Genomic DNA, 22,807 nt, shown 5'->3' on the forward strand with positions numbered 1-22,807 from the left:
CCAGGCGCCCGCGCGGAGCCGTCCGTCACAGGGTGAGATAGGCGCGGCGGACGTCCTCGTCCGCGGCGAGCTCCTTCATGGTGCCCTGATAGCGGATGCGGCCCTTCTCGATGACATAGGCGCGATCGCTGACCACGCTGGCGAAGTGGAGGTTCTGCTCCGACAGAATGACGGTCACGCCCTCCTTCTTCAGCTCCAGGATGGCGTGGGCCATCATCTCGATGATGCGCGGCGCGAGGCCCTCCGACGGCTCGTCGAGCAGGATCATCGCCGGGTTGCCCATCAGCGTGCGGGCGATGGTCAGCATCTGCTGCTCGCCGCCGCTCATGCGACCACCGGGCCGGTCGCGCATCTCGGCCAAGTTCGGAAACAGAGCGAACAGCCTCTCCGGCGTCCAGCTTGCGCCCTCCCGGCGCGGCGGCTGGCGCCCGACCTCCAGATTCTCCATCACCGTCAGGTCGGTGAAGATCCGGCGATCCTCGGGAACATAGCCCAGGCCGAGGCGCGCGATCTCGTGGGGCGGCCGGCGCGAGATGTCCTGCCCGGCGAAGGCGATGTGTCCTCTCCTGCTCTCGACCAGGCCCATGATCGAGCGGAAGGTTGTCGATTTGCCCGCTCCGTTGCGCCCGAGCAGCGCGACCACCTCGCCGCGCGCCGCCTCCAGGGCGACATCGAACAGGATGTGGGCGCGGCCGTAGAAGCTGTTGAGCTTCTCTATCGTCAGCATCTGTCCGGTCATCAGGCGGCGCTGTCCTTGTCTTTCCCCTGCCCGAACATCGCGCCGCTCCCGAGATAGACCTCCTGAACGCGCGGATCGCCGCGCACCGCGTCGGGCGGGCCAGCGGCGATCATCTCGCCCCGGTTCAGCACGATGATCCGGTGGGCATGGGTGAACACCACGTCCATGTCATGCTCTGTGAACAGGACGGCGATGCCGCTCTCGCGCACGAGGTCTGCGGTCAGCGCCATCAGCTCGATACGCTCCTTCGGCGCCATGCCGGCGGTCGGCTCGTCCATCAGCAGCAGGCGCGGCCGGCTGGCAAGCGCCATGGCGAGCTCGACCCGTTTCAGATCGCCATAGGCCAGCACGCTGCAGGGCCGTTCCGCCTGGCCCGCCATGCCGACCCGCTCGAGCAGCGCCGTCGCCTCGTCCCGGTAGAGATCGGCGGCGCGCCGCCAGAAACCGAGCATTCGGCGATGATGCGACAGCAGCACCATCTGCACGTTCTCGCGCACGGACATCGACCGGTATGTGGCGGTGATCTGGAAGGTCCGCCCGACGCCAAGGCGCCAGATCTTCCGGGGCGATTTGCCGATCAGGCTGGTGCCGGCGAGCCGAACCTCGCCGGCGTCGGGTTGCAGTTGCCCGTTCAACAGGTTGAAGCAGGTCGTCTTGCCGGCGCCGTTCGGGCCGATCAGGGCCAGAAGCTCGCCGGCATCCAGCGTGAACGCCACGTTCCTGACCGCCTGCACGCCGCCGAACGACTTGGCGAGGCCTTCCACCTCCAGAACGCTCATCGGGCGACCTGCTCCCGCAGACGCGGGGAGAAACGAGCGCCGAGGCGGCTCTGGAGCGCGCCGACGATGCCTTGGGGGAAGACCAGCACCAGCAGGATGATGGTCAGGCCAAGCAGCAGGCGCCAATAGTCGGTGTAGCGCACCATCTCGGTTTCCAGGCCGTGGAACACCGCCGCGCCGACGATCGGCCCCGACAGCGTCTGCACGCCGCCGAGCAGCACCATCACCAGACCGTCGACCGAGATCGGGATGTCCAGCAGCGTCGGGAACACGCTACCCTTGGCATAGGCATAGAGCCCGCCGGCCAGCCCGGCGAAGGTGCCGGCGAGGGTGAAGGCGAGCCACTGATATCGTGTCACGTCCAGGCCGATGGCGTCCGAGCGCAGCGGCGAATCGCGCCCGGCCCGCAGCGCATAGCCGAAGGGCGCGAAGATGATCCGGCGCAGCAGCAGCACCCCGCCGGTGCAAAGCACCAGCGTCAGATAGTAAAAGACCCATTTCGGCGAGGCCCAGGCTGCGGGCCAGACGCCGAGAATGCCGTTGTCGCCGCCGGTCACGCTGTACCATTGGAACGCCACGGACCAGACGATCTGGGCGAAGGCCAAGGTCAGCATCGCCAAGTAGACGCCCGACAGGCGGACGCAGAACCAGCCGAACAGCAGCGCCCCGACACCGGCCGCGAGCGGCGCGACGACCAGCCCGGTCACCATGCCGGCGTCGAAATGTTCGACCAGCAGCGCGGCGCCGTAGGCGCCGAGCCCGAAATAGGCGGCGTGGCCGAACGAGATCATGCCGCCCGGCCCCATGATGAAATGCAGGCTGGCGGCGAACAGCGCAAGGATCAGAACCTCGGTCAGGACTACCAGTGCATAATCCCCAAGCACCGCCGGCAGCGCGATCAAGGCCACAATCAGAGCGAGGCCGGCGAACTGCAGGCCGCGACCGGCCGGATACAAGGGTGGTTCGAGCGCATGGCTCTCGCCGCGCGCCGTCGCGGGGGCCCGGCCGAGCAGGCCGTAGGGCCGCACCACCAGCACCACGGCCATGACCAGGAAGACGAGGACCAGCGTGATCCCGGGAAAGATGAGGATGCCGAACGCCTGAAGCTGCCCGATCAGCAGCGCGGCGAGGAAGGCGCCGGTCACGCTTCCCATGCCGCCGACCACGACGACCACGAAGGCCTCGACGACGATGTTGATGTCCATCTGCAGATTGACTGCCTCCCGCGGGATCTGCAGCGCGCCGCCGAGGCCGGCGAGCGCCGAGCCGAGAAACAGCACGGATGTGAACAGCCAAGTCTGGTTCACGCCCAAGGCGGCCGTCATCTCCCGGTCCTGGGTCGCCGCGCGCACCAGCGTGCCCCAGCGGGTCCGGTGGAAGGTCAGCCAGAGCAGCCCGAGCACCGCCGGGCCGAGGACGATCAGGAACAGCTCATATTGCGGGAAGGGCAGGCCGAAGATGCGGACGACGCCGTCCAGACCCGGCGCGCGCGGTCCGAGCAGGTCTTCCGGCCCCCAGATGGCCAGCGCCACATCCTGCACCACCAGCACCACCCCGAAGGTGGCGAGCAGCTGGAATAATTCCGGGCTGCGATACAGTCGGCGCAGCAGCAGAACCTCCATCGCGACGCCGAGCAGCCCGACGGTCAGCGCCGACAACAGGATCGCGCCCCAGAAGCCGACGGCGCCGCTCCACATATCGGCCATCATGTAGGCGAGATAGGCCCCCAGCATGTAGAACGAGCCATGGGCGAAATTCACGATCCGGGTAACGCCGAAGATGATCGACAAGCCCGCCGCGACGAGAAAGAGCGAGGCGGCCTGTGACAGGCCGCTGAGAAACTGCGCAACGTAAAAGGCCATGGTCCCGTCCCGTGTTGAGGGATGCTCGCCCCGTCATCCGCCAGCGGCCGCAGCGGCGCCGGCGCGCGAGGGGCATGTGGACCCCCGCGCGCCGGCTCACGCACCCGTTTATTCGGGGCGACGCTCTGCAACCACCGCGTCGGGCGGCAGATAATCGGCGCCGTCGGCGTAACGCCAGTCGGTCATGACGCCACGGCCATCCTCAAGGGCAATCTTGCCGACATAGGCCCCCATGGTGGCCTGATGGTCGATCGTGCGGAACTCGATCTCGCCGAACGGGCTGGAGACGGTCAGGCCTTCCATGGCGTCGACCAGCGCCTCGGTGTCGGTCGAGCCGGCCTTCTCGATCGCTGCGGCGATCGCCTTGAAGGTAGTGTAGCCGACGACCGAGCCGAGCCGCGGATAATCGTCGAAGCGCTCCTGGTAGGCGTCGATGAACGCATTGTGCTCCGGCGTGTCGATCTGGTCCCATGGGTAGCCGGTGACGATCCAGCCTTCCGGCGCCTCGCCCTTGAGCGGATCCAGATATTCCGGCTCGCCGGTCAGCAGGCTGACGACCGCCCGGTCCTCGAACAGGCCGCGCAGGCTGCCTTCGCGGACGAAACTCGAGAGGTCGGCGCCGAAGGTGACGTTGAAGATCGCGTCAGGCTGCGAGGCGGCGAGCGCCTGCACGGTGGAGCCGGCGTCGATCTTGCCGAGCGCCGGCCACTGCTCGCCGACAAACTCCACATCCGGACGCTTGGCTTGCAGCAGCTCCTTGAAGATAGCCACGGCGGACTGGCCATATTCGTAGTTCGGCGCCACCGTTGCCCAGCGCTTGGCCGGCAGCTTCGCCGCTTCTTCCACCAGCATGGCCGCCTGCATGTAGGTCGAAGGGCGCAGGCGGAAGGTATAGCGGTTGCCTTCCTCCCAGGTGATCGCATCGGTCAAGGGTTCGGCCGCCACGAACAGCACCTGATTGTGGGCCGCGAAGTCGCTGACCGCCAGGCCGACATGGCTGAAGAACGTGCCGGCCAGCACGTCGACGCCCTCGCTGGTCACCAGCTCATTGGCGATTCGCACGGCATCGCCGGGCTTGCCGCCGTCGTCGCGCGAGATGACCTCGATCTGGCGGCCGCCGAGCAGGCCGCCCTTCGCGTTCACCTCCTCGACCGCCAGCTCCCAGCCATTGCGGTACGGGATGGTGAAGGCCGGGAGGCCGGTATAGCTGTTGATCTCGCCGATCTTAATCGAATCGGCGGCCCAGGTCGGATCGGTGAAGCCCGCCGCGGCCGCCACGGCGGCTGCGGCACCCCAGAAGTATCGTTTGATCCGCTGCATTCTTCGCCTCCCTGTTTATGATGCCCGGTTGACCGCCAAGCATTGTTGATCCTGGCGTCCGGTTATTTCAAGCCGTCCTGCCCCTTGATCTCGTGCTTCGTCAGCCCGCCAACGCGCGGCAGCGGCCGTCCGGTGTCGGTCACCGCGATGGCGACGACAATCTCGCCGGCGCGGGGCGCATCCGGCACGCGCACCTCGATCGCATCGAAGTGGCTACGGACATAGGCGGCATCCTTGTGCCCCAGCGGCACGTCGATCGGCGTGCCGAGGCCGCCCATCTTCTTGGCTGAGGGGATCAGCGCCGCCCCTTTCTCGAGCGCCGCCCGGACAGGCGCGCCCATCTTCGGATGCAGAATGGCGGCGGCATGCTCCAGCTCGCCGCCCTCGCCGACGATGGCCGCTTTGCCGTAGCTCTCCGCCTGACCGGGCTGGATGCCGAGCGCCTCGACGCAACGCCGCGCCAGCAGGCCGCCCAGCTCCTCGCCGATCGCGATGAGCTCCGACAGGTCCTCGACATAGCAGCCGGCGAACGGATTTTCGATCACCGCGCAAGCGACCGCCCGACGGGTCGGCGGCTCGACCGGGCGGCCCATCTCCTGCCGCGTCTCGTCGATAATGGTCAGCAGCTTGCGTATCTTGGCGCTCATCGCAGTCCATCCTCTCCCTTGATCTCCGACACAGCCAACCCTCCGACGCGGGCATGCACGCGCGGGCCCGTGGTCATGACCAGCACGACCACGATCTCATCGGCCGCGGGCGCGCCCGGCACGCCGACTTCCATGGCGTCGAAATGGCTGCGCACATAGGAGGCATTGATATGGGTGATCGGCACGTCGAGCCGGGTACCGGGGGATCCCACCTTCTTGGAGGACGGTACGATCGCCCTGGCGCCGCCGAGTGCCTCGCGCATCGCATAGCCGCCCGGCACATGCCACAGCGCGCCATGCTCCAGCTCGCCGGCGGCACCGACGATGGCACCCTTGCCATAGCCCGCGGTTTGCCCAGGGTCGCCGCCGAGCGCGGCGATCAGCCGCCGGGCCATGTCCAGCCCGACCGGCTTCAGCGCCTCCATCATTGGCAGGATGTCCTCCACATACTGGCCGGCATAGGGGTTGCGCAGAACCGCGCAGACCGCCGCGCGCCGCAGCGGCTCGGCGGCGGGCGGGCCGAACTCGTGGCGGACTTCCTCCAGCACGGTCTGAATTCGTCTCACCTCGATCAGGCTCATGCCGGCTTCTCCCAGGTCGTTTCGGTGGCGAGCGACAGCGGGCCGATCACACGATAGGCCTGCCGCAGCATCAGCACCGCACCATAAATCAATCCGCGCGCGCGCAACGCATCGGCGCGGCGTGCGCCAGCATCGAGCGCCGCCTGGACGGCCTCGGCCGGCAGCGCGCCGACTTCGACCGTGACGAGCCGTTCACCCAGGTCGCTGTCGTCCTTCATATCGCTGGCGGGAAGCCGGCGAATCGCCGGATGCGCGACATCGACCTCATTGGCGATCAGCGTGGCGCCGATATCGGCCGCCACCGCAGTCCGGGCCAGGACCGTCACGGCGTCGGCGATCCCGAAGCTCTGGCTTCGGCCGCGCCAGCCGCTGGTGGCAAGGCCGCGCACCGGCAGGTCGTGCGTCACGCGGATCGCACCGTCCAGGCTGGGCAGCGACAGATCGGCCACCAGACCGGCGGACAGGGAGCGGCCCGGCATGAGATGGAGGGCGATGTCGCCGCCATCATTGACATAGGCGCGCTCGAGTTCGGCCGCTTCGGTGATCGCCGCCAGAACCTCGTCGGCAACGGCGCCAGCCACGGCCGCCATCGGCGTGACGAAGACGTCGCAATGCGGCCAGCAGGCCTCGACCATGCGCCGGGCGACCGGTCCCTCGACCTCGGGCGGCACATCCCCGATCGGACGGCGCAGCACCGGTAGTTCCGCTACCAGCCCTTCGAGGACATCCTGGAAGCGGGCCCAGGCTGCGGCATGGGCCTGCCATATTGCGGCGCGATTGCCGAAGGCGCCGACGATCAGGTCGATCGGGCCGTGCTGCAGATGCAGCCGGCCGTCCGGCAGCATGCGGCCATGACAACCGCCGCTCATCAGCCGGACTCCTGCAGCGGCCAGGGATTGCCGGCATGCCAGAGGGTGACGCGCTTGCGGTCGACCTGGGCCACCGCCTCGATCGGCTGCAGCCAGTCGATATGGCCGCCGAGCGCGGCATAGTCGTCCCGCCGCAAGGTGAACTCGATCGGTGCGACGATCGCCGGCGTCGGCACATAGCCGAAGGCATTGGCCGGCATCCGCGTGACGTCGACCATGAGGGTAATACCGCCGCCCGGCCAGACATAGACCGGCGCGCCACCGCAGGTGACGCGGGTGAGCGCGTCGCGCACCGATCGGGTCAGGCGCACCGGATTCTCGGTGACGCCGGCGCGCAGGCTGCCGCCCGCCCCGGCCATGAACAACACCGTGCAGAGCGCCGGTTCGCAGTTCTCGCCAATGCGTTCAACCACCCGGACCATCGGCTCCGGCATCGGCACCGGCACGGGCGTCAGTGTGTCGTCGAGCACCAGCCAGGCGCTGTCCTCCCCCGTGGTCGACACCATCAGAAGACGCAGGCCCGGCCGGGCAATTTTCGGATCGATCTTCTCGATGATGGTCAGCGGGTCGGTGATGTCGGTGCCGCCCCAGCCGGTCCCCGGCTCGGCGACCTGGAAATAGCGGCCGGGCGTTGACCGGCGGCCGCGCACGCGAATGCCGGAGGGCGGCATGTCGAGGCAGCGGCCGGCCTGATGCTCGGTCAGCACGCCGGTGATGTGGTCGTCGACCACGATCACCTCGTCGACATGGCCGTGCCACTGCTTGGCGAACATGCCGATGGTCGCGCTGCCGCAGCCGACCCGCATCCGGTGCTCCTGAACCCCGTTGATGACCGGCGGCTTGCCGGCCTGGACGGTCAGCGCGGCGCCGCCGTCGACGGTCAGTTCGGCCGCGCCGCCATTGCACAGGTTCAGAAGCATCTCACAGGTGACGACGCCCTCCTTCTTGGAGCCACCGGTCAGGTGGCGCACGCCGCCCAGCGCCAGCATCTGCGAGCCGTATTCGGCCGTGGTGACATGGCCGACCTGCTCGCCTCTGCAGCGCACCGCCGCCTGCTCGGGCCCGACATAGCGATCGGTGTCGATCTTCACCTTGACTCCGCAATAGCTGAAGATGCCTTCGGTCACGACGGTGACCATGTCAACGCCTTCGATAGTACTCGACACGATGAAGGGGGCCGGCTTGTAGTCGGGATAAGTCGTGCCGGAACCGATGCCAGTAACGAACAGCGAGGACGGCTGCACCGGATTGCCGCTCCAGTCGTTCTGCAGGAACGGCACCATCTCGCCATTCTGATCGATGGTGCGCTCGGCGAGAAGAATCGGATCGACCCGGGTCAGTTTGCCGTCGAAATTGCCGTAGCGGTCGCAGGCGCCTGTCCTGCCCGGGCGGATGCGGCACAGAACCGGGCAGGCGTCGCAGGTGACGATCTCGGTATTGGGACCGGCATCGGCGGCGGGGGCATCGGTCATCGTGCGATCCCATGCGCCTGCAGGGCGGCAAGGACGCGATCCGGCGTCGCCGGCACATGCGTGATGCGGACGCCGGTCGCGTGGTGGATGGCGTTCAAGATCGCCGGCGCGGTCGGGATCAAGGCCGGCTCGCCGATCCCCTTGGCGCCGTAGGGGCCGAGCGGCTCGCGATCCTCGATCAGGATGCACTCGATGTCCGGCACGTCGCCGAAGGTCGGGATCAGATAGTCGTGCAGGTTCTCGGTGCGGCCGGGCACATACTCCTCCATGAGCGCCAGGCCGAGGCCCTGCGCAACACCGCCATGGATCTGGCCCTCGACCTGGATCGGGTTTATCGCTCGGCCGACATCGTGGGCCGCGACGATGCGCAGCACCTTGACCGTGCCGAGCTCCAGGTCGACCGCGACCTCGGCCATCTGCGCGGCGAAGCCGTAGCTGGCATAGGGCACGCCCTGGCCATCGGCGTCCAGCGGCGTCGTCGGCGGGTCGAAGCTGCCGGTCGCCGACAGCACGTCGCCGCGCTCATCGACCGGCAAGGCCGCCAAGTCGAGCATGCGCGCGCCTGCGGCATCGCGGGCCTGCACCCTCCCCTGCTCCAGCACCAGCTCGGCATCCTCACCGGCGTTGAGGCGGCGCAGCAGCTCGGCCCGCAGGGCGGCACCGGCTTGCTCGGCCGCCTTGCCGGAGACGAAGGTCTGGCGCGACGCCGATGTCTTTCCGGCATCCTCGGTCAGGTCGGTGTCGCCCATGATCAAGTCGAAGCGCTCCATCGGCACGCCGAGCGCATCGGCGGCAATCTGCACCATGATCGTGTTGGAACCCTGGCCGATATCGACCGCGCCGTTATAGAGCGTGATCCGACCGTTCGGCTTCAGCCCGACCCGCATGGTCGAGGGATTCGATAGCGAGGTGTTGCCGATGCCGTACCACATGCAGCCGACGCCGACGCCGCGGCACTCGATGCCGCCAGCCCGATTCGCCGCCTCGGCCGCGGCACGGGCCGTCTGCCAGCGGGGACGCAGTGCCTCCAGGCAGGCGGCGAGCCCGCAGCTCGCCTGCAGCACCTGGCCCGTCGCCGTCGGCTGACCGACGCGCAGCGCGTTGATCCAGCGGAACTCCAGCGGATCGATGTCCAGCCTCGCGGCGAGGTCGTCCATCAAGGCTTCATGCGCGATGGCGGCTTGCGGCACGCCGAAGCCGCGGAAGGCGCCGGCCGGCGGATCGTTGGTGTAGAGCGCCCGGGTCAGCGCGCGAACCTGCGGCACGTGGTAGGGACCCGTGCAATGGACCGGCACCCGGTTGGCGACGGTCGGCCCCCAGGAGGCATAGGCCCCGGTATTGAAATCGCCGGCGAAGTCGAAGCCGAGCAGTCTGCCCTCAGCATCGGCCGCCGCGCGGGCGCGGATCTGCGCGGGATGGCGCTTAGTGGTCGAGGCCATCGATTCCGGCCGCGCGTAGATGCAGCGGACCGGCCGGTTCAACGTCCAGGCGGCAACCGCAATCAAGGGCTGAAGCGACAAGTCCAGCTTGCCGCCGAAGCCGCCGCCAACGGCCGTCGGGACGATACGCACCCGGTCGCGCGGAATGCCCAGGACATGGGCGATCTCGTCGCGGTCCATGTAAGGCGTCTGGGTGCAGGCGACCACCTCGATGCGGTCGCCGACCCGGCGGGCATAGCCGGCCTCCGGCTCGATATAGGCATGCTCGACGAAGCTGGTTTCCACCGCGATCTCGGCCGTGGCGGCAGCGCCCGCGAACGCCTGCTCGACATCTCCCTTCACCACCCGGCCGCGCACCAGGACATTGTCCGGCACGGCCTCATGCAGGGCGGGCGCACCGCCGGCGCGGGCCTGATCGAAGCCGATGGGCGGCAGCGGCTCCCACTCGATGGGAACGGCGTCATCCGGCAGAGTCTCAATGGTCTCCGCGTCGCCGACGAGGGCGAGCACCGCCTCGCCGCGATAGCGCACGATGCCGTCGGCGAGCGCCGGCTGGTCCTTAATGTCCGGGTAGATGCCGAAGCCGTTGACCGGCACCTCGGCGGCGGTCAGCACGGCGGCCAAGCCGGGCCATGCGCGGCGCAGCGCCTCCAGATCGCCGACTCGGAATCGGGCCCGGCCATGGGGCGACCGCACTGCGCGCAGCCACAGCGCATCCGCCGGCGCGCTGTCGGCGCCATAGCGTTCCGTCCCGGTGAGCTTGGCGAGGCCGTCGGTCTTCGCGACAGGGGCGCCCACTGCCCGCCCTGTCTCCGGCACCAGGAACTCAAGTTCGGGATCGGCCGTGTGCAGCACCGCCTCGACGATCTTGCGATAGCCGGTGCAGCGGCACAGCACGCCGCCGAGGGCGTCCTCCACCTGCTGCCTGTCGGGATGCGACGTATGCGCGAGCAGATCGCTTGCCGCCATCAGCATGCCTGGCGTGCAGATGCCGCATTGAGCGGCGCCGAACCGGTGAAACGCCGCCTGCAGGCGATTGATCCTGTTGTCGCGCGCCAGGCCTTCGACCGATTCGACGGCGCGGCCGGCGGCCTGACCGACGGGAGTCAGGCAGGCACAGATCTGGCGGCCGTCGATGCGCACAGTGCAGGCGCCGCAATCGCCGGCGTTGCAGCCTACCTTCGTCCCGGTGAGGCCAAGCTCCTCGCGCAGCACGTCGGACAGCCGGCGCACCGGCGGCACGCGCAGCGTGACTAGCCGACCGTTCACGGTGAAGGCGAGCTCGGGCAGATCGGAGGTGTCAATGTCGAACGCTTCGGTCATCGATCCTCTGTCAGCTGGTTGAGAGCACGCCGCACGAGAACCAGGGCCGCGTCGCGCCGATAGGCGGCGGTGCCGCGGACGTCATCGATCGGGCTGAGCGGCGCCAGATGGGCCGTCGTGACCCGCTCGGCCAAACGATCGTTCAGCGGCAGACCAATCAGGTCGCGCTCCAACTTGAAGAGACGCCGGGCGACCGCGCTGCAGGAGCCGATCGCGACACGCAGGCGGCCGACCGTGCCATCCGGCGCCGCTTCGAGGACGGCCGCGACCATGACGATCGAGATCACCAGATAGCGGCGGGCGCCCAGCTTGAGCCATGTTGATCGTGTCCCCTGGCGCGCGTCCGGCGCCGGCTTCGGGATGAGCAGCGCGGTCACCAGCTCGTCGGGGCGACGGATCGTCCGGCGATTGCCGGTCACGAACTCGGCGACAGGCACGCGACGCTCGCCATCGACCGAGGACAGGACAACCTCGGCATCGAGGGCCAGCAGATTGGGTGTGCCGTCGGCGGCCGGCGAGGCATTGCACAGATTCCCGCAGAGCGTGCCCGCATTCTGGATCTGCATGCCGCCGACCTCGCGCGCCGCCAGCTTGTAGCCGTCGAACCAGGGCGGCAGTCGGGCTTCGATGAGGTCGGTCCATGTTGTCAGGGCGCCGACGCGGACATGGTCCCCCTCATCGACGATGCCGCGCAGCATTCTAAGGCCGGTGATGTCGAGAACGTCATCGCCAATCGGACGGCCGACGCGCGCCGGATAGTAGTCGGTACCGCCCGCGATCACCGTCAGGGGCGATGCGACCAGCAAGGCCAGAGCCTCGGACAGATCGACAGGCCTGAAATAACTGCGCATAACCTCCCAGACGTACCGTTGTTGCGGTAATTAAATTTGTTCGTGTACGAATAACGATCGTACCAGGTACGACAAGCTGTCAAGAGTCTTCGGCCAAGGGACTTGGGAGGACGCAAAGCACGATGATGGGATCGGCCCCAAAGCCGCCTGTGCCGTCGGCCGGCATGGCCGAAGAGCCGCCCTACCGGCTTACGGAGCAGGTTGGCCATCTCCTGCGCCGCGCGCATCAGCGTGCCAGCGCCATTTTCCAGGAGCGGATCGGCGACCGGAACCTAACGCCGACCCAGTTCGCCGTCCTTGCGACGCTGCTGGAGAACCGGCCGCTGTCGCAGAACCAACTGGGCCGTGAAACCGCCATGGATCCGGCAACAATCCAGGGCGTGGTGGCCCGCCTGCGCGAACGCGGCCTTGTCGACCGCATCCCAGCCCCTCAGGACCGCCGGCGCTTTCTGATTCGATTGACAGATAAGGGGGCAGCGCTCGTGGAATCGGCCGTCGCGGACGCGCGCAGGGTCACGCAGGAGACGCTGGCGCCACTGAGCCGCGAGGAGCAAGCCACCTTCCTGGCCCTGCTGCGCAAGCTCGGCTGACGCGAGTATTATCTTTGGCTGTTCGCCGGACGCTCGGGTTCAGCCGGCCTTCGAGCGTCCGGACGCTCGAGTCGCCGATCGTGTACGGTTGGAGGATCGAGTGATCGACTTGATCTTCCCGCGAGGCCGGCCAGACAACGCGGCGATCTTTTCATCCTGAGCCTCGATGATCGCCGTGGCCGGCGCATCGCCATCGAGCCCGCCCAGTTCAGAGCTCGCGACCTTGCGGTTCGAACTGAGCGATCCGTCCTCGTAGACAACATCGAACATCACGAACTCGCTGCTGCCGGGTATCTTACGGGCCATCGTTTATCTCCATGTCCAAAAGGAAGGGACCGGTCGCCTGCAGGTGGCTGGCGTCGGCCATATGCATCGCTACGGCGATGGAAGCGGTGTTCCCGTGATTGAGCCTCCAGCTTCGCACTCACAGGAGGATCGGCAGGCGGGTCGCATGGGAAGCGACGAGCCCCGCCCGTGGATAGATTGAAGATCAGATAGCGGATTTTCCCCGCGGGGAATCAGCCCTTACGCGGCTATCACGGTGAGCGTGACCGCACCCGCGCTCACGACTGGCTTTCCCCTGAGGTTTCGTTGGACGTCTGATCGCCGCCAGCCCGTTCGAGCTTGGCCTTCATGGCCTTCTCGTCCTTCGCTGCCAGCTTGTCCGCCTTGCGGGCCGCCTTCTTCCGGTTTCGTTCGGCTCGCTCCTGGCCGTAGTTCGGTCGTCGTGCCACCGGCTTCTAAACCCTCCTTACGAATACTCTTAACGCTATCGATGAACGTTGCGCCGTTGCCGCGCTGGCCCTCACCTCAAACCAGCGCGCCGAGCCAACCCACCGGAAGGTCCCATGGAAGGCCCCGCCGACCTTGGCGAGCGAATGGCGCTAAGACCGCGCGAGCAGTCATTAATGGTGATGGTTCAACCCGGAAAACGATCCCGCAATATCAGCGGTCCGCGCCGCGCGAAATGACGGCGGCCTTCAAGAAGGGGTTGCATCCGAAAGATGGACGGCAGCCTAGAGGCTGCCGTCCGGCATTACTTCGCCGGGGCACCAGTGCCCAACGGCGGGTCAGACCGTCTCGAGATTGTCGGCCGCGAGCTTGCCGCGCTCGTTCACTACCTCGAACTTCACCTTCTGCCCCTCGTTCAGGCTCTGCATGCCAGCACGCTCGACGGCGCTGATATGGACGAACACGTCCTTCGAGCCGTCCTCCGGCTGGATAAAGCCGAAGCCTTTCTGGTTGTTGAAGAATTTAACAGTTCCGACAGCCATGATGGCCTCCTTGACATGAATAGAAACCGCCCCGCGGACATCGCGCGGCATCATGCAGTTTTCGGCCTCATGAATATCTTGAAGAGCCAGACGACAGGTCGGCAAGAGATTCGGGAAGAAATGAAGCAAAAATCCACAGCCGTTATATGGAGCAACTCACGTCCAACCGCAACTCCGATCTTCCTTGGGGAGAGCCAGTAACCTACTTGGGCACTGGTTCAAAGTTGCTGGCCCCGTCCACGCCGAGGCTTAGAGCTCAAGCGTTAGCGGCAGAACACCAGCACCACAGCCACCGACGCGTCAGGCCGCGTCGACTTTGGACTGCGCGAGATAGTGATAGGCTTTGTCCCGCAACCGCGACCACACGACACCGCTAGCGATCTCTTCCGGGGACCACTGGGCGTAGCAGAGGTCGTAGAGCCACTGCTCGCGCGGATACAGGGTCGGATCTTCGACCGCGTCGAGATCGTGATCGGTGACGGGCCAGGCGATGCTGGCCGGTGAGATCGCGATTGCGGGAATGCCCATCAGCAGCGCGTCCACGGCCGAGCTGGAGGAGTAGGTCACGCAGGCCCAGCAATCGGTCAGAGCATCGTGAATCGTCCCCGTCGGGGGAAGGTCGATACGGACCTGCCGGTCATCCGACAACGACCGCATCATCCGCTTGAGGTCGATCGGTCGCGTGCCGGGATGCGGACGCACGACGATCGGCCGGTCCGTCTTTTGCTTCACCGCGTGGATCGTGGAGGCCATCCATGCGACGATGTCGGCGCCCTGGAGCGACGCATCGTTCGGGATCTGGCCGACGATCAGGATGTGGGATCCTGTGACGCGAAAGGGCTTCAGCTCGAGATCGAACTCGCGCCGCAGATCTTCCCAGCGATCAGAAGGCGCGCCGGCGTTGCAGAAATCCGCCGTGTTATAGAATGGGCCGTTCAGGCCGACCCGGAAGTGAGTCAGAACGTCGACGACGGCCCGCTTGTTGCCCAGCCGGCGAAGGAACGCCCGGACGCCCTTGTCAGTTCGAGAGATCCGCCGGCCCAGGAACGGGGTTTCCAGCACGATGAGCGTGCCATCATGCACCGCACAGATGTTCCGCCGTGTCTCCTTTGTCTTATTTCCCTCCTTCGGGCACCCATAGATCACGGCGATATCGCAGGGAGCGTATTGAGCCGTGGTGACCAAGTCGACGTTTTCGCCAGCCTTCTCGAGCGACTGATAAAAGGCCAGAAGCCCTGCTCTTCGGTCCTGTCGGAGATGACTTGCAGACTCTAAAAATACGTTGATTTTCACCATGGCCCGGCCCCATCCGGTGTACTGGCTTCGGCGATCAGGTAACATGCCAGTAAATGTACGCAGATCACCGCGTCGAGTTGGCATTCACAAAAAGTAGTAGATCGACCGATGCCAGTCGAGCCCTCGGCACAAGACGCCTGGTTCCATGGAATTATATTAAATTAACCATGATTTCTTGTTTGCAGGCATCGCCGGGTCTAGCTACCTCCCGACGCCAACTCGACCGCGGCCCGGAACAGGTCGTGATCGGGTTCGGCCAACGCTTCGCAGGCCGTCATATGGTTGCGATCGGGTAGCGGCATGTGCCGAACCGGCGTGCCAAAGGCCGACCAGCGTTCGCCGAACGTCTCGCTCTGCCGATGAAATTCGGAACTCTCCCGACCGCCGACCGCAAGGACCAGGGGCGCCGCGGTCGCCGGCTCGACGAAGATCGGACTCGCCGCCCGTGCCTCGTCGGCAGCGAGACCGAGCTTCGCGTTGATCGAGGTGCCGATCAGCGGCTCCAGTTCGAACACGCCGCTGATCGACAAGCCGCTCTTCACTAGGTCGGCGGGCAGATCGGACGCGTGCCGCGGCCAATCGGTCGCCATCATCATCGCGACAAGCTGCCCGCCCGCGGAATGGCCCGACAGATGGATGCGGTCGCGATCGACGCCCAGCGTCGCCGCCTCGCGCCAGATCCAGGCGAGCGCGCGGCGCATCTGCTCGACGATATCGCCGACCCGCACCGCCGGACACAGGGCGTAGTTGACGACCGCCGCGGCGATTCCCGCTTCGACCAGCGGCGGCGCGATGAAGCTGAAATCCTTCTTATCCAGCGCCTGCCAGTAGCCGCCATGCAGGAACATATGCAGCGGCGCCCTTGCCGATTCCGGACGGAACAGGTCCAGGGTCTCGTTCGGCCCGCTGCCGTAAGCAAGGTCCAACAGGGCACGCCCGCCGCCCTCGGCGCGGGCGGCAGCGCTGCGCTCCGCCCAACGCGCGAAGATCGCCGGGTGGTCCGGCACGGCAGCGCGAGCATTGTATTGGGCCTCACGCCAAAGGGGATCGTGGGGGGCGGTCATCCTTCACTGCTTCCTGTCGGCTCAGACACCCAGATAGCGGTGCATGATTGCCGGTTCCGCAGCCAGCGCGGCCGAACTGCCCGACCACGCCACGCGCCCCTTTTCCAGAACGTAGTGGCGGTCAGCGAGACGGCTCAACGCATCCAGGTTCTTGTCGATGATCAGGATCGACTGGCCGATCGCCTTGAGACGGGCGATGCAGTCCCAGATCTCGGCCCGGATCAGCGGCGCCAGCCCTTCCGTCGCCTCGTCGAGGATCAGCAGACGGGGATTGGTCATCAAGGCACGCCCGATGGCGAGCATCTGCTGCTCGCCGCCCGACAGCGCCTGTCCGAGATGTGCGCGACGCACGGCAAGGCCGGGAAACAGCTCGAACACGCGATCCGTGCTCCAGGGCGCGTCCCGGTTGGCGCCACGGTTGACAGCCGTCGCGACCAGATTCTCCCACACGGTGAGCGTGGGGAAGATCTGCCGGCCCTCGGGAACGAGTCCCAGACCGGCACGCGCAATGCGGTGGCTAGGCAATCCCGTGAGCGGCTGCCCTTCGAAGACAATGCGACCGCCGGACGGCCGGAGCAGACCCATGACGGCGCGCACCGTCGTGGTCTTGCCCATGCCGTTGCGGCCGAGCAGGGTGACCACCTCGCCCGAGCCGATCGCCAGATCGACGCCGAACAGGACTTGACTGGTGTCATAGCCGGCCTCGAGCCCGACCACCTCCAGCATCACGCCCCCTCCTCGCCAAGATAGGCGGCGCGGACGTTCGGGTCGGCGCGGATAGCGGCCGGCGTGCCGGTGGCGATCGCCCGGCCATAGACCAGAACCGTCACCCGGTCGGCGAGCGCGAACACCGCGTCCATGTCGTGCTCGACCAGCAGGATCGAGACCTCACCCTTGAGCCGCGACAGCAGCGCGACCATCGCCCGGCTTTCCTCCGGTCCCATGCCGGCCATCGGCTCGTCGAGCAGCAGCAGCCGGGGACCGGTCGCCAGCGCCATGGCGATTTCGAGCTGGCGCTGCTCGCCATGCGCGAGATCGGCGGCGCGGATCCCGGCCCGCCCGCCGAGCCCGAGACGGTCGAGCAGTGCCTCCGCCGGCTCGATCAGTCGACGGTCGCGACCGGCCGGCCGCCAGAACCGGAAGCTGTGGCCGGCACGGGCCTGCACCGCCAGCGCCACATTCTCGAGCGCCGTGAAGCCGCGGAACAGACTCGTGATCTGATAAGAGCGGGTCAGCCCCAGCCGGCAGCGCCGCTCGATCGGCAGATTGGTGACGTCCTGCCCGGCGAATCGAATCGCGCCTTGATCCGGGTTCAGCTCGCCGGCGAGTTGGGCGATCGCCGTGGTCTTTCCGGCCCCGTTCGGACCGATCAGCGCATGCAGCTCGCCCACCTCGACCCCGAGCGACAGCCGATCTGAGGCGGTGAGCGCGCCGAAGCGCTTCACCAGGCCCTGCGCCTGCAGCAGCGGGTCAGCCATCGCCTCGATCTCGACCCGCAAGCCAGCCATACAAGCCTCGCTTGGCGGTGAGGACCACCAGGATCAGGATCGGCCCCAGCACCAGGCCCCAATGGGACGTATAGGTCGAGAGCGTCTCCTCCAGCACCAGCAGCGCCGCGGCGCCCAGGATCGGCCCGACCAGGGTACCGAGGCCGCCCAGAATCACCATCACCATGATCTCGCCCGAACTCGTCCAGTGCAGCGGGCTGGGGCTGACGAAGCCGGTCTGGTTGGCGAGCAGCGCGCCGGCGAGGCCGGCGCCGGCGCCGGCGATGACGAAGGCGGTGAGCTGGTAAGGATAAGGTGCGACGCCGAGGGCGCGCAGCCGGCGCTCGTTCTCCTTCGCCGCGCGCAGGACCCGGCCGAACCGGCTGCCGACCAGTCGGCGGCACAGCAGGGTAAAGCCGACGAGCAGCGCCAGGCACAGATAATAGAACCAGACGTCGTCGCCGAGATCGACGCCCGGCAGCGTGTTGCGCCACCAGAGGCTGATGCCGTCCTCGCCGCCATAGCGCGGCAGCGAGACGAACAGGAAGAACAGCATCTGCGCGAAGGCGAGCGTGATCATGATGAAGGCGACGCCGCGCGTGCGCAGGCAGATCGCCCCGATGGCGAGAGCCAGCAGCGCCGAGACGACCACCGCCGCCGGCCATGCCACCAGCGCCGCCTCGCTGCCGGCGATCGCGACCGGCCAGCTCAGCACCGGCGAGCCGTCCTGGGCATGGACGAACAGGATGCCGACGACATAGGCGCCAGCCCCGACGAAGGCCCCGTGCCCGAAGCTGACCAGGCCGCCATAGCCGAGGATCAGGTCGAGGCTGACCGCCGCGATGGCATAGATCACCACCCGGGTGCCGAGGCTGATGTAGAAGGGCTGATCGAGCGCCAGCATCGCCGGCGGCAGCAGCGCCAGCAGGACAAGGCCGGCCAGCGTCACCAGCCCGGCCCGCGTCGGCCGCCCCAACCGGCGGGATCCGGCCGCCGAATCAAGCATGCGCCCTCCCGAACAGGCCGTTCGGGCGCCAGGCGAGCACCACCGCCATCAAGATGTAGATCGCCATCGAGGCGAGCGACGCGCCGACGGAATCCGCATTGGCGGGCGGCAGCACGATACGCAGCAGCACCGGCAGGAACACACGCCCGAGCGTGTCGACCAGCCCCACCAGCAACGCCCCGACCAGCGCGCCCTTGATCGAGCCGAGTCCGCCTATGACGACCACAACGAAGGTCAAGATCAGGATCTGCTCCCCCATGCCGACCTGCACCGACAGGATCGGCCCCGCCATCACGCCGGCCAGCGCCGCAAGCCCGGCCCCGAGCGCGAAGACGAGCGTATAGAGTCGCGCAACATTGATGCCGAGCGCGCCGACCATGGCACGGTTGGTGGCTCCGGCACGGATCAGCATGCCGAGACGGGTGTGCGCGATCAGCAGATAAAGCAGCACCGCGACCAGCGCGCCGACGAGGATCATCGCCAGCCGGTAGGCCGGATAAGGCACGCCCGGCAGAATCTCGACCGTGCCGGCGAGCCAGGATGGCACGTCCATGAACAGCGGACGCGCGCCCCACAGGATCGACGCCAGCTCGTTGAGGAACAGAATCAGCCCGAAGGTCGCCAGCACCTGGTCGAGATGGTCGCGGTCATAGAGCCGGCGCAGCGCGATCATCTCGATCGCGACGCCGACCAGCGCTGCCGCCGGCACTGCCGCCAGCAGACCGAGCAGGAAGCTGCCGGTCGCCCCGGTCACGCTCGCCGCGACGAACGCGCCGATCATGTAGAGCGAGCCATGGGCCAGATTAATCAGCCCCATGATGCCGAATACCAGCGTCAGCCCGGCCGCCATCAGGAACAGGGTAAAGCCGAGCTGCAGGCCGTTCAGGATCTGCTCGAGAACGAGAAGGGTGGGCATGGCTTTGCTTTTAGGTGCCTGATGCTAGAGCGCTGGCACACCCCTCACCCCGACCCTCTCCCCGCCTGCGGGCTTCGCCCGCGATTCTGATTAGTAGCCTTAGTAGCCGGCGAAGCCGGCGGGCGGGGAGAGAGAGCGACCCGCGTCAGCGGGAGGGTGAGGAGGAGCTAGGCGACACAACTCACATGCTGCACTCGTCGGTGTAGGCGTCCTTGTGACTCTCGAACGCCTTCGCCAGCACCTTGTTGACCGTGCGCCCCTGCTCGTCGGTCACGACCTCACGGACATAGATCGCCTGCACCGGGTGGTTGTTGGCGCCGAACGCGAAGGCGCCGCGGACCGAATCGAACTCCGCCTTCTTGAGCGCGGCCCGGAACGCGTCGGCATCCGACAGGTCGCCATCGACCACGCGGATCGCCGAGTCGATCAGCAGCGCCGCGTCGTAGCCCTGGCTGGCATAGAGCGAGGGCAGCCGGCCATAAGCCTTCTCGAACTCGGTGACGAAGGTGCGGTTGGCCTCATTGTCGAGGTCGCGGTTCCACTGCGAGCTGTTGATCGCGCCGACCGCCGCCTTGCCGACGGCGCCCAGGATCGCCTGATCGAAGGAGAAGCCCGGCCCGAACAGCGGGATTTCGCTCTTGAGGCCGGCCTGATCGTACTGCTTGATGAAGTTGATCCCCATGCCGCCGGGCAGGAAGAAAAACACCGCATCCGGCTTGGCCGCCCGGATCTGCGCGATTTCAGCGGCGTAGTCGAGCTGGCCGAGCTTGGTATAGGTTTCGCCCGCGATGCCGCCGTCATAGAAGCGCTTGAAGCCAGCAATGGAATCCTTGCCCGCCGGATAGTTCGGGGCGAGCAGATAGACATTATCGTAGCCCTGGTCCCGCACGTACTGGCCGACCGCCTCGTGCAGATTATCGTTCTGCCAGGCGACATTGAAATAGTTCGGGTGGCACTGGCGCCCAGCAAGCTGCGACGGCCCGGCATTGGGGCTGATATAGAACACATCCGCGCGGACCACCTTGGGCACCACCGCCAGCGCCAGATTCGACCAGACGATGCCGGTCATGATCTGGACCTTGTCCTGCTGCAGCATGCGTTCGGCGATCTGGGTCGCGTTCTGCGGCTCGCGCGCGTCGTCGGCGATGGTCAGCTCGACCGGCACGCCGCCCAGCTCTCCGCCGCGGAGCTTCACCGCCAGCTCGAACCCGTCGCGAATGTCGATCCCGAGCGCGCTGCCGCCGCCCGAAAGCGTGGTGATCATGCCGATCCTGACCGGCTCCGCCGCCGCAGGCACGGTCGCAAGCGCGATGGCCGCCGCCATCGCGGTTAATGTCAGTCGCATGGGCCTGGTCTCCCTCCCCTGCCGTTGCGGGTGACCGAACCGGCCGCCCGTATATTGCTTATTGCAGGGCCATTTATACGGGGCGAGGTGGGCTTTGACAAAGTCCGCGTGGCGAACTCAGACCTTTGTTCGCGGCTTAGCCAGCGTATCCCAGGCGGCCATGGCGCAGTCGATGATTTCCGCCAGCGTCGCGCGCGAGGCGCCGTCGCGGGCCTGAATGGAGAGGCCCTGGAGCACGGTCGTGTAGAAGGCGGCGAGCGCGGCCGTATCGGTGCCGGGCGGCAGATCGCCCTCGGCGACGCCGCGCTCCAGCCGGCGGCGAAGCGCATCGAGCCCATCCCGCCGGCACTCGGCGAGATGATTGCGTACCGCCTCGTTCTCCGGCGTGCCGAGCGCCCCAGCGAGCACGATCATGCAGCCGCCGGGTTTTTCCGGCGCCGCATAGGCATCCGCATTGCCGCGCAACATCGCCTCGACGGCCGCACGCGCCGTCGGCTGCTCACGCAAGGCACGCTCCGTCGCCACGCCTTCGATATCGTTGTAGAGCGCCACGGCCTCGCGGAACAGCGCCTCCTTGCAGCCGAAAGCGGCGTAGAGGCTCGGCCTGTTGATGCCCATCGCCGCCGTGAGGTCGCCGAGCGATGCGCCCTCATAGCCGCGTTCCCAGAAGACCTGCATGGCCCGCTGCAAGGCGGCGGCCCGGTCGAAGCTGCGCGGGCGTCCCCGTTCGGCCATCCTCCGATCCTTTCTGTACCGATCAGAAAATAAATCGCTTGACCTCCATTCACAAGCCGATTAGCCATTACGTACCAATCGGTACATAAAAGGAGATCGACATGTCGGAGCTTACAGGCAAGGTGGCGCTGGTGACCGGAGGCAGCCGCGGGATCGGCGCGGCGATCGCCAAGCGGCTGGCGCAGGACGGCGCCGATGTGGCGCTGACCTATGTGAGCGCCGCGGACAAGGCGCGCACCATCGTCGCGGAGATCGAGGCGGCCGGCCGGCGCGGCCTCGCGATCGCGGCCGACAGCGTCGATCCGGACGCCGTCACAGCCGCCGTGGAGCGGACGGCAGCCGAGTTCGGCCGGTTCGACATTCTCGTCAACAATGCCGGCATCTTCCCCTTCGGGCCGCCCGAGGCCGTGACCGTCGAGGAGATCGACCGAACGCTCGCGATCCATGTGCGTGCCGTTTTCGTCGCCTCCCAGTCCGCATTGCGCCATATGGAAGCCGGCGGGCGCATCATCTCGATTGGCTCCTGCCTCGCGCAGCGGGTGCCGCATCCGGGGGTCAGCCTCTATGCCATGAGCAAATCGGCGCTCATCGGGTTCACCAAGGGACTCGCCCGTGACGTCGGCGCGCGCGGCATCACCGTCAACGTGGTCGATCCCGGTTCCACGGACACGGACATGAATCCGGCCGATGGCCCGGATGCGGAGGCTCAGCGAAGCTTCATGGCCGTAGGGCATTACGGCAGCGCCGACGACGTCGCCGCCATGGTCGCTCATCTCGCCGGACCGGGCGGGCGCTTCGTCACCGGCGCATCGATCGCCGTCGACGGCGGATATGCGGCCTGATATCGGAGAAGAGCCATGGCTTGGGCCATTCTCGTCGGTGCCGGTCTGCTGGAGATCGTCTGGGCCATCGCTCTGAAATACACGGACGGCTTCACGCGGTTCTGGCCCAGCGTCATCGGCATCACTGCCGCCGCGGTAAGCTTCTTCATGCTGTCGACCGCGCTGAAGAGCCTGCCGGTGGGCACGGCCTACGCCGTCTGGGTCGGCGTCGGCGCGCTCGGCGTGGCAATCGCCGGCATCGTCGCGCTCGGTGAAGATGCCTCGCCGCTCCGGCTCGGCTTCCTTACGCTGATCCTGGTCGGCATCATCGGCCTGAAGGTCGTCGAGGGATGACGCGCAAAACGGCGGCATACCCGACGAGGACCACGAT

24 protein-coding genes are annotated in these 22,807 nt (G+C 67.1%); 3 read left to right on the forward strand and 21 right to left on the reverse strand.

The window, feature by feature from the left end:
* Window positions 1-25 precede the first annotated feature (25 nt).
* From DT069_RS09240 to DT069_RS09285, 10 genes are all read right to left on the reverse strand, one after another.
* Window positions 26-739 (reverse strand): ABC transporter ATP-binding protein, encoded by a 714-nt coding sequence (locus DT069_RS09240; RefSeq protein ID WP_119460004.1) that lies wholly within the window; start codon window positions 737-739, stop codon window positions 26-28.
* Window positions 739-1,518 carry an ABC transporter ATP-binding protein gene (locus DT069_RS09245; protein ID WP_119460005.1) on the reverse strand — a complete coding sequence of 260 codons (780 nt, stop codon included), beginning with the start codon at window positions 1,516-1,518 and terminating at the stop codon, window positions 739-741. The genes DT069_RS09240 and DT069_RS09245 overlap by 1 nt, the downstream gene beginning before the upstream one ends.
* Complete coding sequence (locus DT069_RS09250) at window positions 1,515-3,380, reverse strand: ABC transporter permease (protein WP_119460006.1); 1,866 nt, start codon at window positions 3,378-3,380, stop codon at window positions 1,515-1,517. The genes DT069_RS09245 and DT069_RS09250 overlap by 4 nt, the downstream gene beginning before the upstream one ends.
* Before the next feature lie 108 nt (window positions 3,381-3,488).
* A complete protein-coding gene (locus DT069_RS09255; protein WP_119460007.1) occupies window positions 3,489-4,700 on the reverse strand; it encodes an ABC transporter substrate-binding protein in 1,212 nt (403 codons plus the stop codon).
* A gap of 62 nt (window positions 4,701-4,762) precedes the next feature.
* A complete protein-coding gene (locus DT069_RS09260) occupies window positions 4,763-5,347 on the reverse strand; it encodes an amino acid synthesis family protein (RefSeq protein WP_119460008.1) in 585 nt (194 codons plus the stop codon).
* Window positions 5,344-5,928 (reverse strand): amino acid synthesis family protein, encoded by a 585-nt coding sequence (locus DT069_RS09265; RefSeq protein WP_119460009.1) that lies wholly within the window; start codon window positions 5,926-5,928, stop codon window positions 5,344-5,346. The genes DT069_RS09260 and DT069_RS09265 overlap by 4 nt, the downstream gene beginning before the upstream one ends.
* Window positions 5,925-6,797 (reverse strand): UPF0280 family protein, encoded by an 873-nt coding sequence (locus DT069_RS09270; protein ID WP_119460010.1) that lies wholly within the window; start codon window positions 6,795-6,797, stop codon window positions 5,925-5,927. Before DT069_RS09270 ends, DT069_RS09265 begins: the two co-directional genes overlap by 4 nt.
* The gene (locus DT069_RS09275; RefSeq protein WP_119460011.1) at window positions 6,797-8,269 is read right to left on the reverse strand and encodes a 6-hydroxynicotinate reductase; all 1,473 of its coding nucleotides are present in this window, start codon (window positions 8,267-8,269) and stop codon (window positions 6,797-6,799) included. The genes DT069_RS09270 and DT069_RS09275 overlap by 1 nt, the downstream gene beginning before the upstream one ends.
* A complete protein-coding gene (locus tag DT069_RS09280; protein WP_119460012.1) occupies window positions 8,266-11,031 on the reverse strand; it encodes a molybdopterin-dependent oxidoreductase in 2,766 nt (921 codons plus the stop codon). Before DT069_RS09280 ends, DT069_RS09275 begins: the two co-directional genes overlap by 4 nt.
* The gene (locus DT069_RS09285) at window positions 11,028-11,882 is read right to left on the reverse strand and encodes an FAD binding domain-containing protein (protein WP_119460013.1); all 855 of its coding nucleotides are present in this window, start codon (window positions 11,880-11,882) and stop codon (window positions 11,028-11,030) included. Before DT069_RS09285 ends, DT069_RS09280 begins: the two co-directional genes overlap by 4 nt.
* A gap of 122 nt (window positions 11,883-12,004) precedes the next feature.
* On the opposite strand from DT069_RS09285, the gene DT069_RS09290 reads away from it, so the two are divergent.
* Window positions 12,005-12,472 carry a MarR family winged helix-turn-helix transcriptional regulator gene (locus DT069_RS09290; RefSeq protein WP_425450118.1) on the forward strand — a complete coding sequence of 156 codons (468 nt, stop codon included), beginning with the start codon at window positions 12,005-12,007 and terminating at the stop codon, window positions 12,470-12,472.
* A gap of 39 nt (window positions 12,473-12,511) precedes the next feature.
* On the opposite strand, the gene DT069_RS09295 is transcribed toward DT069_RS09290, so the two are convergent.
* The 11 genes from DT069_RS09295 to DT069_RS09340 form a co-directional block, all read right to left on the reverse strand.
* Window positions 12,512-12,742, reverse strand: a complete 231-nt coding sequence (locus tag DT069_RS09295) for a hypothetical protein (RefSeq protein ID WP_425450119.1) — start codon at window positions 12,740-12,742, stop codon at window positions 12,512-12,514.
* 293 nt (window positions 12,743-13,035) lie between these two features.
* A complete protein-coding gene (locus DT069_RS24590; RefSeq protein WP_162913080.1) occupies window positions 13,036-13,206 on the reverse strand; it encodes a hypothetical protein in 171 nt (56 codons plus the stop codon).
* 336 nt (window positions 13,207-13,542) lie between these two features.
* Complete coding sequence (locus DT069_RS09300; RefSeq protein WP_119460141.1) at window positions 13,543-13,746, reverse strand: cold-shock protein; 204 nt, start codon at window positions 13,744-13,746, stop codon at window positions 13,543-13,545.
* A 300-nt stretch (window positions 13,747-14,046) separates the two neighbouring features.
* Window positions 14,047-14,829: a glycosyltransferase family protein gene (locus DT069_RS09305; RefSeq protein WP_162913081.1), complete on the reverse strand. Its 783-nt coding sequence runs from the start codon at window positions 14,827-14,829 to the stop codon at window positions 14,047-14,049.
* Window positions 14,830-15,239: 410 nt separating this feature from the next.
* Window positions 15,240-16,106 (reverse strand): alpha/beta hydrolase, encoded by an 867-nt coding sequence (locus tag DT069_RS09310; RefSeq protein ID WP_119460016.1) that lies wholly within the window; start codon window positions 16,104-16,106, stop codon window positions 15,240-15,242.
* A 21-nt stretch (window positions 16,107-16,127) separates the two neighbouring features.
* A complete protein-coding gene (locus DT069_RS09315; RefSeq protein ID WP_119460017.1) occupies window positions 16,128-16,832 on the reverse strand; it encodes an ABC transporter ATP-binding protein in 705 nt (234 codons plus the stop codon).
* On the reverse strand, window positions 16,832-17,614 hold the full coding sequence (locus DT069_RS09320) for an ABC transporter ATP-binding protein (protein WP_425450120.1): 783 nt from the start codon (window positions 17,612-17,614) through the stop codon (window positions 16,832-16,834). Before DT069_RS09320 ends, DT069_RS09315 begins: the two co-directional genes overlap by 1 nt.
* On the reverse strand, window positions 17,577-18,599 hold the full coding sequence (locus DT069_RS09325) for a branched-chain amino acid ABC transporter permease (protein ID WP_119460018.1): 1,023 nt from the start codon (window positions 18,597-18,599) through the stop codon (window positions 17,577-17,579). Before DT069_RS09325 ends, DT069_RS09320 begins: the two co-directional genes overlap by 38 nt.
* On the reverse strand, window positions 18,592-19,515 hold the full coding sequence (locus tag DT069_RS09330; RefSeq protein WP_119460019.1) for a branched-chain amino acid ABC transporter permease: 924 nt from the start codon (window positions 19,513-19,515) through the stop codon (window positions 18,592-18,594). The genes DT069_RS09325 and DT069_RS09330 overlap by 8 nt, the downstream gene beginning before the upstream one ends.
* A gap of 181 nt (window positions 19,516-19,696) precedes the next feature.
* The gene (locus tag DT069_RS09335) at window positions 19,697-20,860 is read right to left on the reverse strand and encodes an ABC transporter substrate-binding protein (protein WP_119460020.1); all 1,164 of its coding nucleotides are present in this window, start codon (window positions 20,858-20,860) and stop codon (window positions 19,697-19,699) included.
* Window positions 20,861-20,977: 117 nt separating this feature from the next.
* Window positions 20,978-21,595, reverse strand: a complete 618-nt coding sequence (locus DT069_RS09340; RefSeq protein ID WP_119460021.1) for a TetR/AcrR family transcriptional regulator — start codon at window positions 21,593-21,595, stop codon at window positions 20,978-20,980.
* A gap of 101 nt (window positions 21,596-21,696) precedes the next feature.
* Between DT069_RS09340 and DT069_RS09345 the strand changes: the two genes are divergently transcribed.
* Together DT069_RS09345 and sugE are read left to right on the forward strand one after the other, a co-directional pair.
* Complete coding sequence (locus tag DT069_RS09345) at window positions 21,697-22,437, forward strand: 3-oxoacyl-ACP reductase family protein (RefSeq protein ID WP_119460022.1); 741 nt, start codon at window positions 21,697-21,699, stop codon at window positions 22,435-22,437.
* Between the two features lie 15 nt (window positions 22,438-22,452).
* Entirely contained in the window at window positions 22,453-22,770 is a 318-nt protein-coding gene (gene sugE, locus DT069_RS09350; RefSeq protein WP_119460023.1) for a quaternary ammonium compound efflux SMR transporter SugE, read from the forward strand.
* The last annotated feature ends 37 nt before the right edge of the window (window positions 22,771-22,807 follow it).

The sequence above is a fragment of the Virgifigura deserti genome (assembly GCA_003576685.1).
Taxonomy (GTDB): domain Bacteria; phylum Pseudomonadota; class Alphaproteobacteria; order Dongiales; family Dongiaceae; genus Virgifigura; species Virgifigura deserti.

Coding starts and splice junctions, on each gene's coding strand:
- DT069_RS09240 (WP_119460004.1), bottom strand. CDS start 739: ATGACCGGACAGATGCTGACGATAGAGAAGCTCAACAGCTTCTACGGC.
- DT069_RS09245 (WP_119460005.1), bottom strand. CDS start 1,518: ATGAGCGTTCTGGAGGTGGAAGGCCTCGCCAAGTCGTTCGGCGGCGTG.
- DT069_RS09250 (WP_119460006.1), bottom strand. CDS start 3,380: ATGGCCTTTTACGTTGCGCAGTTTCTCAGCGGCCTGTCACAGGCCGCC.
- DT069_RS09255 (WP_119460007.1), bottom strand. CDS start 4,700: ATGCAGCGGATCAAACGATACTTCTGGGGTGCCGCAGCCGCCGTGGCG.
- DT069_RS09260 (WP_119460008.1), bottom strand. CDS start 5,347: ATGAGCGCCAAGATACGCAAGCTGCTGACCATTATCGACGAGACGCGG.
- DT069_RS09265 (WP_119460009.1), bottom strand. CDS start 5,928: ATGAGCCTGATCGAGGTGAGACGAATTCAGACCGTGCTGGAGGAAGTC.
- DT069_RS09270 (WP_119460010.1), bottom strand. CDS start 6,797: ATGAGCGGCGGTTGTCATGGCCGCATGCTGCCGGACGGCCGGCTGCAT.
- DT069_RS09275 (WP_119460011.1), bottom strand. CDS start 8,269: ATGACCGATGCCCCCGCCGCCGATGCCGGTCCCAATACCGAGATCGTC.
- DT069_RS09280 (WP_119460012.1), bottom strand. CDS start 11,031: ATGACCGAAGCGTTCGACATTGACACCTCCGATCTGCCCGAGCTCGCC.
- DT069_RS09285 (WP_119460013.1), bottom strand. CDS start 11,882: ATGCGCAGTTATTTCAGGCCTGTCGATCTGTCCGAGGCTCTGGCCTTG.
- DT069_RS09290 (WP_425450118.1), top strand. CDS start 12,005: ATGATGGGATCGGCCCCAAAGCCGCCTGTGCCGTCGGCCGGCATGGCC.
- DT069_RS09295 (WP_425450119.1), bottom strand. CDS start 12,742: ATGTTCGATGTTGTCTACGAGGACGGATCGCTCAGTTCGAACCGCAAG.
- DT069_RS09300 (WP_119460141.1), bottom strand. CDS start 13,746: ATGGCTGTCGGAACTGTTAAATTCTTCAACAACCAGAAAGGCTTCGGC.
- DT069_RS09310 (WP_119460016.1), bottom strand. CDS start 16,106: ATGACCGCCCCCCACGATCCCCTTTGGCGTGAGGCCCAATACAATGCT.
- DT069_RS09315 (WP_119460017.1), bottom strand. CDS start 16,832: ATGCTGGAGGTGGTCGGGCTCGAGGCCGGCTATGACACCAGTCAAGTC.
- DT069_RS09320 (WP_425450120.1), bottom strand. CDS start 17,614: ATGGCTGGCTTGCGGGTCGAGATCGAGGCGATGGCTGACCCGCTGCTG.
- DT069_RS09325 (WP_119460018.1), bottom strand. CDS start 18,599: ATGCTTGATTCGGCGGCCGGATCCCGCCGGTTGGGGCGGCCGACGCGG.
- DT069_RS09330 (WP_119460019.1), bottom strand. CDS start 19,515: ATGCCCACCCTTCTCGTTCTCGAGCAGATCCTGAACGGCCTGCAGCTC.
- DT069_RS09335 (WP_119460020.1), bottom strand. CDS start 20,860: ATGCGACTGACATTAACCGCGATGGCGGCGGCCATCGCGCTTGCGACC.
- DT069_RS09340 (WP_119460021.1), bottom strand. CDS start 21,595: ATGGCCGAACGGGGACGCCCGCGCAGCTTCGACCGGGCCGCCGCCTTG.
- DT069_RS09345 (WP_119460022.1), top strand. CDS start 21,697: ATGTCGGAGCTTACAGGCAAGGTGGCGCTGGTGACCGGAGGCAGCCGC.
- sugE (WP_119460023.1), top strand. CDS start 22,453: ATGGCTTGGGCCATTCTCGTCGGTGCCGGTCTGCTGGAGATCGTCTGG.